7 protein-coding genes are annotated in these 9,207 nt (G+C 63.1%); 3 read left to right on the plus strand and 4 right to left on the minus strand.

Features of this window, described 5'->3' with window-relative positions:
• Positions 1-416 precede the first annotated feature (416 nt).
• Genes B5G34_RS17885 through B5G34_RS17895 form a run of 3 tightly spaced genes read right to left on the minus strand, consistent with a single transcriptional unit; the run spans position 417 to position 4,115 of the window.
• On the minus strand, positions 417-1,487 hold the full coding sequence (locus B5G34_RS17885) for a GerAB/ArcD/ProY family transporter (protein WP_087340602.1): 1,071 nt from the start codon (positions 1,485-1,487) through the stop codon (positions 417-419).
• Between the two features lie 34 nt (positions 1,488-1,521).
• Positions 1,522-2,601 (minus strand): Ger(x)C family spore germination C-terminal domain-containing protein, encoded by a 1,080-nt coding sequence (locus B5G34_RS17890; RefSeq protein WP_087340604.1) that lies wholly within the window; start codon positions 2,599-2,601, stop codon positions 1,522-1,524.
• Positions 2,598-4,115, minus strand: coding sequence for a spore germination protein (locus B5G34_RS17895; protein ID WP_087340606.1), 1,518 nt, complete (start codon positions 4,113-4,115; stop codon positions 2,598-2,600). The genes B5G34_RS17890 and B5G34_RS17895 overlap by 4 nt, the downstream gene beginning before the upstream one ends.
• 288 nt (positions 4,116-4,403) lie before the next feature.
• Here B5G34_RS17895 and B5G34_RS17900 point away from each other — a divergent pair, with 288 nt between their 5' ends.
• From B5G34_RS17900 to B5G34_RS17910, 3 genes are read left to right on the plus strand one after another with little or no spacing between them, the layout of a single operon-like run.
• Positions 4,404-4,904 carry an NAD(P)H-dependent oxidoreductase subunit E gene (locus B5G34_RS17900; RefSeq protein WP_087340608.1) on the plus strand — a complete coding sequence of 167 codons (501 nt, stop codon included), beginning with the start codon at positions 4,404-4,406 and terminating at the stop codon, positions 4,902-4,904.
• Between the two features lie 12 nt (positions 4,905-4,916).
• The gene (locus B5G34_RS17905) at positions 4,917-6,182 is read left to right on the plus strand and encodes an NADH-ubiquinone oxidoreductase-F iron-sulfur binding region domain-containing protein (RefSeq protein WP_087340610.1); all 1,266 of its coding nucleotides are present in this window, start codon (positions 4,917-4,919) and stop codon (positions 6,180-6,182) included.
• A complete protein-coding gene (locus tag B5G34_RS17910) occupies positions 6,179-7,930 on the plus strand; it encodes an NADH-dependent [FeFe] hydrogenase, group A6 (protein ID WP_087340613.1) in 1,752 nt (583 codons plus the stop codon). Before B5G34_RS17905 ends, B5G34_RS17910 begins: the two co-directional genes overlap by 4 nt.
• A 98-nt stretch (positions 7,931-8,028) precedes the next feature.
• On the opposite strand, the gene B5G34_RS17915 is transcribed toward B5G34_RS17910, so the two are convergent.
• Positions 8,029-8,961: a phosphate acyltransferase gene (locus B5G34_RS17915; RefSeq protein WP_087340615.1), complete on the minus strand. Its 933-nt coding sequence runs from the start codon at positions 8,959-8,961 to the stop codon at positions 8,029-8,031.
• Between the last annotated feature and the right edge of the window lie 246 nt (positions 8,962-9,207).

A 9,207-nucleotide genomic window follows, 5' to 3' on the forward strand; every position in this document is an offset into this window, starting at 1 on the left:
AGGTACACGCTCCGGTCAGCCGATCGGCTGACGTGCTATTTATTTTAGCACTTCCGGATTCATTTGTCAAGAACTTTTTTCAAGTTTTTTCGGAGCTTTTTAGCTCCAACCGCTTGATTTCAGTCCTTTTCAAACTCGTTCTTGCCTCTCGACTCGAACTCGTTTAGTTTATCACGCACACTCGCGTTTGTCAAGCACTTTTTTCTGAGCTTTTTCAGAAGGCCGTCCGGGTTCCCCTCGGTTTCTTCCGCTTCTGGTCAGATTTTCATGCCCTCTCGCAAGGCGCTCAGATAGAATACCACCCACGGTCCCATTTGTCAACACCTTTTTTCAGTTTTCTTCGACTTTTTTCTCCCCCCGGAAAATACCCCATATACGGTGGCTCTCCCTTTCTTCTTTCCACAAGATATCCCCTCCTACTCCTTTCCTCTGCACCATTCGACAGCGGCCAGCAGCAACGGCACCCCAAAGCCCATGGCGATTCCGCCCCACAGGGCGGGCCCCTCCAGGGCCCGATCCAGAGAAAAGGCGTCGGGGAAGAGCCATACCGCCCCCACTGCGGCCGCCAAAATTACCGGAAGCACGGCGGTCCGCCGTTCCTTGAAAGGAAAGGTGTTCTGTGCCAGCTGGGAGCAGGCGCAGGCCAGTAGAGAGAGCAGCGCCAGGTCGGCCAGCACCCACAGGGCAATGATGACAGATTCCATCCGCTGAAAGGTGCCCTCAAAGCCGATTCCTTTGACCATCATAAAGAAGGGGGTGTCCATTCGGCCCACCAGACCAGGGCCAAAATTGCCCAGGCATACCACCTGGAGGGCCGTGAGGGTAAGGCACAGCCCCACCGCCCAGCGCAGCACCTTTCGCCGCCCCCCCTCCTGGGGCACCACATGCTCCCCCAGGCAGGCGGCAAAGATCACATAGCCCAGCAGGCCCAGCACCGGCAGCGCGGCGGCCCCTACGGCAGGCAGATCCTCCACCCACACCGGCAGCAGATTCACCGGATCGATCTGAAAGGCCCCCAGCACCAGAGAGAGAGCCAGCCCGGCAGCCAGAGCCAGGAAAAACACCTCCCCCGCTCGGGCCAGTGCCCGTACCGGTTTGCGCACCAGCCACCATGCCACCCCCAGCAGGGTCAGTAAAAAGAGCAGCATGGGGGCATTGCGATAGCTGATGGTAAGAAAGCGCAGGGCCACCTGTCTGGCGTTGGCCGCCAGCAGCCACAGCCCCCACAGCAGGTAGATCAGGCATAACCCCCGGCCCAGCACCGGGCCCAGCACCTCCAGGGCAGTTCCCGGAAGCCCCTTAGGCAGAAGGCGGCACAGCAGCCAGCACAGCCCCAGCAGCAGCGGCAGCACCGCCAGCGTAGCCAGCCAGCCCCCCACCCCCACCTGCCGGGCGGTGAGGCCGGGCAGCACCTGGATGGCCGGGGACAGCAGGGCGGCAAAGGTCAGGGTCAGCAGCTGCCGCAGGGAAATGCGGTCGTCGGGCATGGTGTCACCTCCTACTATTATATATAGAATGGTTTTACCCGTCGGCGTGGTAACTCCGCTGGATCACCGCCTGGGCGGAGGCCTCCAGGGTCAGGTCTGCCATGGAGAAGCCCCCCAGCAGCGCCTCTTTCCGCCAGGGCTTCCGAAAGGCGGCGGAGTGGCGCAGGCCCAGATAATCGGCGTCCAGGGTCCGGGACAGCTCCAGGGCCTGGGCCATGCGGGCAGCCTCCGTCCTGGCCAGTTCCTCTTCCAGGGCGGTAAGAGTAGCCTCGTCGGGCATGGCACTCCCCTCCGCCAGATTGGCGTCCACCTTACAGTGGACCTGGAAGCCGGTCAGGGTATCACCGTCCCACACCGGTTTCACCGAGGTAGCGGCCCCCACCACCCGCAGGACGGTGGTGGTGCCGTCGGGGGCCTGTACCTCCACCACGTCGGCGTCCACCTTGCCAAAGATCAGATTGACCCCCAGGGCGGCGTCCCCCTCCGCCCAGCCTACCAGCACCCCGTCCTTCAGGATGCCATAGCCAGCGGCGGTAAGCCCGTCATCCGCCAGCACCGCCGGGAGAAAGGAGGCTCCCTGCCGGTCCAGCTCGGCCAGCACGTCCTTCACCGTCCGGGGCATGGAGTTGGCGGTGAGGGCCGCATCGGCAGCCAGCGCCTCCAGCCGGTCGGTGGCGGAGCCGTCATCGGCGGCGGCCTCAATGGCCTGTCCCGCCGTGCCGTCCCGCACCAAATAGACTGCCGTCTCCAGCCGCATCTCCACATCCCGCAGCACATAGTCCAGAGAGGGCAGCACCCCCCGCTTGGCCAGTCCCTCCCCCAGCAGCAGCTGGGTGACGTGGCCGAAATAGAGGTAGAAGGACCCCTCCCCCTGAAGCTCCAGCACGGCGGCGCTGATGGCGCCCGCCTCACCGGTCACCACCTCGGTCTCCTCCTGGGAGGTGCCGCCGGAGGCGGTGACCACCACGCCGCTCTCTCCCGCCTGGTCCACCCCCAGGGTACGCATCAGCTCCATGTCCTCGATCTCCCGGGCGTAGGGCAGAATACCGGAGTACCGCCGGCAGCCGGTAAGCAGGAGCATGAGGAGGAGCACCAATAAAACTGATTTTTTCACCGCTGCTTCCTCCTGTTCCGAGGTTTCAGGGCGGCGGGCCGGTCCTTGATCTGGGGCATGGGCCGCCGCAGCAGCACATGCTCCCGGGGATTGGCCCCGGTGCCCACCGCAAAGGGGGTGAGGTAGGGCACTCCAAAGCTCTCGATACCCGCCAGATGGACGATGAGCACCGCCGCCCCCACCACCGTGCCAAAGAGCCCCGCCGCGCTGGACAGCAGCACCAGCACGAACCGCCAGATCCGCAGGGCCCCGCCCAGTTCCTGGGAGGGCATGGTGTAGCCGGCGATGCCCGCCACCGCCACCACGATGAGCACCGCCGGGGAGACGATCTTGGCCTCCACCGCCGCCGAGCCCACCACCAGGCCTCCGATAATGGAGACCGTCTGGCCGATGGACTGGGGCAGCCGCAGCCCCGCCTCCTGTAGGATCTCAAAGGCGATGAGCAGGACAATGACCTCAAAGGCGGAGCGGAAGGGCACATTCTGCTTGGCGGCAATGATGGACAGAGCCAGCCGGGTAGGGATCATCTCCTGGTGGAAGGTGACCATGGCGATATAGAGGGCGGGCAGCAGCAGGGTGGTGAGCATACAGAAGTAGCGCAGCACCGTCAGGGCAGTGGCCAGCAGCCAGTTGGAGGACTTGTCCTGGGGAGCCTGCAAAAAGTTGCCCAGCACCGCCGGGGCCAGGTAGCCCAGGGGGATACCGTCGATGAGGATGCCCACCCGCCCCTGGGCCAGCCCGGCGCAGAACCGGTCGGACCGCTCGGTGTACTGGATCAGGGGGAAGAGCGTACGCTCCGCCGGGACGATATACTCCTCGATGGCCCCGGTGGAAAACACCCCGTCGATGTCGATATCCCGCAGCTGGGCGGCCACCTGCTCCACCAGATGGGGGTTGGTGATTCCTTCTATATATAGTAGGTCCACCAGCGTGGCCGACTGCCTGCCCACAATCTGCTCCTGAATGCGCAGCTCCGGGGCCTTCAGGTGGCGGCGGACGATGCTGGTGTTGGTGCGCAGGCTCTCCACAAAGGCGTCCTTGGACCCCTTGAGCACCGTCTCGTTGTCGGGGGCGGAGACAGACCGCTTCTCCTCCGTACCCGTAAAGCAGGAGAGCACCGTGGTTTCCCCGGGAAAAACCAGCACGCACCACCCGGCCACCAGGTCAAAGACCACCTGATCCAGGCTGTCCCTGGCCTCGATGGTCAGATTGTACAGGGCCCCCTGGCGCATCCGCTCCATCATGGGCACCACCCCGGCACACCGGGCCAGCTCCGGGTCCTGGGCCATGGGCCGGAGCAGATAATCGCTCACCCGCTCCATCCGCACCATGCCGCTGAGATAGACCAGGGTAACCGTCCGCTCCGGGTCCTCCCCCACCCACACCGTCCGCCGGACAAAGTCCACACAGTCCCGAAAGATCTCCTCCAGCCGGGCCAGGGTGATGGGCCCCGGATAGCGGGGCTCCTGCCGGGGGTGGGGATGGGTCTGTCCGCCAGGTGGATAATGGGCCATGGGGCGTCCTCCTTTGCTCAGATATGTACATCCAAAACTTCCTTTTTCTGCCTGATTTCAGCTGTAATCTGCATGATTTTTATGCTCGGTGGTGTAATTTGACCAATCGAACTTTTTTAGCCTGCCCTGTTTTGGCCGCATTATACAAAAATGAAGGAAACTGTTGCAATTTTCCAAAAGACTTGATATACTTTAAAAAACTCCCCGGTTTATCTGGTAAACTAGTCACCTTCCGGTAAGTAACCCACCGCTCCGGTGGAGCAATTCTAACAAAGAGGAGGAGCCCCTATGAAGCCCTTTACCCAAGCCGCCGATGTTCTAGACAAGGAGCTGGCGGACAAGATCGACGGCATCATCTCCGCCCACAACGGGGACGCCACCCAGCTGGTGGGTATCCTGCTGGACGTGGAGGCCGCCGTGGAGCGGCACTACATCCCCGAGTCCGCCGCCTACTATGTGGCCCAGAAGCTGGGCGTCAAGCCCACTCAGGTCTACGACGTCATCTCCTTCTACACCGCCCTGCACTCCCAGCCCCGGGCCAAGTTCACCCTGGAGGTGTGCAACTCCGCCCCCTGTCGGGTGAAGGACAGCGACAAGCTGGTGGAGACCCTGAAGCGTCTGCTCAATCTGGAGGTGGGCGAGGTCACCTATGACGGCCGCTTCTCCATTGAAAAGGTCCCCTGCTTCGGGGCCTGCGACGTGTCCCCCGCCGTCCGTGTCAACGGCGTGGTATACGGCCATCTGGACAGCGAGGAGCGTATCCTGGATATGCTCCAGCAGCTCAATTAAGGGGGTGCCGGTATGAGCAAGAAAGTCTGTTTTATCACCCGTAACTTCGGCAAATACGATCCGGACAGCCTGAAGAGCTACGAGTCCATCGGCGGTTTCACCGCCCTGCGCAAGGCCCTGACCATGGACGGCAACGACATTGCCGACGTGCTGGCCGCCAACGGCGTTCAGGGCCGCGGCGGCGCCGCCTACGACATGGGCAAAAAGTGGCGCCAGGCCCGCGAGGTCAAGGGCGAGCACAAGTGTGTGGTGTGCAACGCCGACGAGGGCGAGCCCGGCACCTTCAAGGACCGGGAGCTGCTCACCAACGATCCCTTCCAGCTGCTGGAGGGCATGATCATCGCCGGCTGGTCCGTGGGGGCCGACAACGGCTACATCTACATGCGTGAGGAGTATTCCCACCTGCGTCCCCGTCTGCTGTCCGCCATCGCTCAGTGCGAGGAGGCCGGCTACCTGGGCGACAACATCCTGGGCTCCGGTCTGAACTACCGCATCCACCTCTACTCCGGCGCCGGCGCCTACGTCTGCGGCGAGGGCTCCGCCCTCTCCGAGTCGGTGGAGGGCAAGGCGGGCCGTCCCCGTATGAAGCCCCCCTTCATCAAGCAGTGCGGCGTGTTCCACCTGCCCACCTGCGTCAACAACGTGGAGTCTCTCTCCCTGGTGCCCCCCCTGCTGCTGGACGACGAGGGCTACTACAAGAGCCAGGGCACCGAGGACTGCCCCGGCACCAAGATGATCTCGGTCTCCGGCAACGTGAAGAATCCCGGCGTGTTCGAGGTCCCCTTCGGCATCACCATCCGGGAGATCATCTATGACCTGGCGGGCGGCATGGAGAACCCCGAGTATCCCCTGCGCCTGGTGCAGCTGGGCGGCGCTTCCGGCCGGATCTGCGCTCCCTCCCAGCTGGACACCCCCTACACCTACAAGGGCATGCGGCAGGCCGACCTGACCGCCATCGGCTCCGGCGCGGTGCTGGTGGTGGATGAGCGCACCAGCGTCATCGGTTTCCTGCGCATGACTCAGGAGTTCTTCTCCCACGAGAGCTGCGGCCAGTGCACCCCCTGCCGGGAGGGCAACCGCCACATCTCCATGCTGCTGGATAAGATCGCCGCCGGCGAGCACACCCAGAAGGATGTGGACACCCTGAAGAAGTTCGCCGACATCATGTCCTGCGCTTCCCTGTGCGGCCTGGGTGAGACGGCTCAATCCGCCCTGCTGTCCGCCATGAAGCGCTTCCCTGAAGTCTTTGCCGTCAAAGAGGAGGTCGCGGTCCGATGAGCAATACGGTACATCTTACCATCAATCATATGCCGCTGGAGGTGCCCGCCGGCACCCGCATCATCGAGGCGGCCAAGATGCTGAACATTGATATCCCCCACCTGTGCTACCACCCGGATCAGACCATTAAGGCCCACTGCCGGATGTGCATGGTGGAGGTCACCGGCCAGCGCAAGCTGCTGGCTGCCTGCTCCACCGTGGTGTGGGAGGGCATGGAGGTCTTTACCGACACCAAGAAGGTGTATGACGCTCAGGTGGGCGTGCTGGACCTGATCCTGGCCGACCACAAGCAGAACTGCCTGTCCTGCGCCCGCAACGGCAACTGTGAGCTGCAGAAGCTGTGCCGCCGGTTCAACCGTCTCAATCCCGAGCTGCCCGACATCTCCTCCAACGAGCCCCTGCGCATCGACAATCCCTCCATCGTGCGGGACCCCTCCAAGTGCGTCAAGTGCGGCCGCTGCGTGAAGGTGTGTGCCGAGGTCCAGGGCTGCGCCGCCCTGACCGCCTCCAACCGCTCCGGCGATTTCAAGATCACCACCGCCTTTGACCTGCCCATGGATCAGACCGACTGCGTCCTGTGCGGTCAGTGCTCCCTGGTGTGCCCCGTGGGCGCCATCGTGGAGGTGGACAACACCAACGACGTGGTGCGCGCCATTCAGGACCCCCGCAAGCATGTTGTGGTCCAGGTGGCTCCCTCCGTCCGCGTGGGTCTGGGCGACGAGTTCGGCCTGGAGGCCGGCGCCATCGTCACCGGCAAGATGGTCACCGCCCTCAAGATGCTGGGCTTCGACAAGGTGTTCGACACCAACTTCACCGCCGACCTGACCATCATGGAGGAGGGCAGCGAGCTGCTCAGCCGCATCAAGAACGGCGGCAAGCTGCCCATGATCACCTCCTGCTCCCCCGGCTGGGTCACCTACATGGAGAAGCATCACCCCGAGCTGTGCGACAACCTGTCCACCGCCAAGAGCCCCCAGGGTATGTTCGGCGCCGTGGTCAAGACCTATTATGCCCAGAAGATGGGCTGGGATCCCCACGACATCGTGTCTGTCTCCGTCATGCCCTGTACCGCCAAGAAGTACGAGGCCAGCCGGCCTGAGCTGGGCCGGGACGGCTACCGGGACGTGGACTTCGTCCTCACCACCCGTGAGCTGGCCAAGCTGATCCGCTACGAGGGCCTGGACCTGTCCGTCCTGCCTGAGAGCGAGTTCGACTCCCCCCTGGGCATCGGCTCCGGCGCCGGCGCCATCTTCGGCGCCACCGGCGGCGTCATGGAGGCCGCCCTGCGTACCGCCTACGAGATCTACACCGGCCAGACCCTGCCCCGCCTGGAGTTTGAGGCCGTCCGCAACGACGTCAACGCCATCAAGGAGGCCACCATCGACCTCAACGGCACCCCGCTGAAGGTGGCCATCGCCAATGGCCTGAAGAACGCCGAGGAGATCATCCGTCGGGTGGAGAGCGGCGAGGCCGACTACATCTTCATCGAGATCATGGCCTGCCCCGGCGGCTGCATCGGCGGCGGCGGTCAGCCCATCGGCACCAACAACGCCGTCCGGGACGCCCGCATCAAGGCCCTGTATGAGCTGGATAAGAGCCTGCCTCTGCGCAAGAGCCACGAGAACCCCGAGATCAAGACCATCTATGAGGAGTTCTTCGGCGAGCCTCTGTCCCACCGCTCTCACGAGCTGCTCCACACCCACTATCACGCTCGTCCCAAGAAGCACGACTTCTCCCATCTGAAGTAAGACAAACAGGGGCCGCCCATTGGGGCGGCCCCTGTTTTATCCGAGCATGAAAAAGACCGGCGCTGACGCGCCGGTCTTTTTGGTTGATTCCGTTAGCCTCAGCCGTTCTGCTGGGTCTTGCGCCACTCGTTGAGGACGGCGCAGAACACCAGGGACAGATAGCTCTCCTCCGCCTTGGCGGAACGGGAGGTCAGGGCGATGGGCACCTTGGCGCCCACCACGGCGCCGCAGGTGGTGGCGTGGGCGTGGATGAGCCAGCTCTTCACCAGGGTGTTGGCGGCAATCAGGTCCTGAGCGATGATGCCGTCGAAGCCGCCGCCGGCCCAGGGGCACTCGTAGTTCTTCAGCCGGCAGGCCTCCTTGGAGATGATGAGGTCGTAGGCAATGGGGCCCCACAGCTCGCAGTCGGCGAAGGGGTGCTGCTTCTGCTCGCTCACCAGGCGCTGGGCCTCGATGGTGTCGGGCATATGGAAGTTGACGTTCTCCACCAGAGCCATCAGGGCCAGCTTGGGGTTCTCATAGCCGAAAGCCTTCAGGGCGTCGGCGGTGTTCTTGATGATGGCCTTCTTCTGGTTGGGATTGGGGTTGACGATGATGGTCATGTCGGACAGGGCCAGCAGCTTGGGATACTCGGGGATGGAGGCCAGAGACACATGGCTCATGAGCCGCTCGGTGCGCAGGCCGTTCTTCTTGTCCAGCACGGGCATCAGGAAGTCACGGGTGGGCATGTTGCCGCGCATGAGGATGTCGCCGTCGCCGCAGTGGATCACGTCGATGGCGGCCTGGGTCACATTGTGTCCCGGAGGGGTGTCCACCATGGTGTAGGGCTCCTTGTCCAGGCCCAGCTTCTCCAGCTGCACCATGGTACGGGCACGGTCGCCCACCAGCACGGGCTGCACGAAGCCCTCCTTCTGGGCCTGGAACAGACCCTGGAGCATGTTCTCGCCGTCAGAACCGGCCAGCACCACACGCAGAGGGGCATTCAGTTTGGGAACACGCTTGATGATATCGTCGAAATTTTTAATTTCCATGGGATGATCCCTCACCTTTCCGATAAATGCCGCACAGCGGCCTTGTTTTATTATTATACCGGATAGTTTCGGAGAATACAAGGCATTTCCTTGGGATTTGGAAGGAAATCCCCTGCCATTCTTCCCCCTCAGACCCCAATGAACACATCCACCAGCGAAGCTGGTGGTTGTCACTATGCGGGCATAGCCCTTTGTTCCTCGCGGACGCGTACAACGCGTAATACGATCTGCCAACTGCGTAAGGAC

The organism is Flavonifractor sp. An82 (assembly GCF_002159265.1).
Classification (GTDB): Bacteria; Bacillota; Clostridia; order Oscillospirales; family Oscillospiraceae; genus Flavonifractor.

Excerpts from the sequence above, each read along its gene's own strand:
- B5G34_RS17905 (WP_087340610.1), top strand. The coding sequence starts at position 4,917 with ATGAGCAAGAAAGTCTGTTTTATCACCCGTAACTTCGGCAAATACGAT.
- B5G34_RS17910 (WP_087340613.1), top strand. The coding sequence starts at position 6,179 with ATGAGCAATACGGTACATCTTACCATCAATCATATGCCGCTGGAGGTG.
- B5G34_RS17895 (WP_087340606.1), bottom strand. The coding sequence starts at position 4,115 with ATGGCCCATTATCCACCTGGCGGACAGACCCATCCCCACCCCCGGCAG.
- B5G34_RS17915 (WP_087340615.1), bottom strand. The coding sequence starts at position 8,961 with ATGGAAATTAAAAATTTCGACGATATCATCAAGCGTGTTCCCAAACTG.
- B5G34_RS17900 (WP_087340608.1), top strand. The coding sequence starts at position 4,404 with ATGAAGCCCTTTACCCAAGCCGCCGATGTTCTAGACAAGGAGCTGGCG.
- B5G34_RS17885 (WP_087340602.1), bottom strand. The coding sequence starts at position 1,487 with ATGCCCGACGACCGCATTTCCCTGCGGCAGCTGCTGACCCTGACCTTT.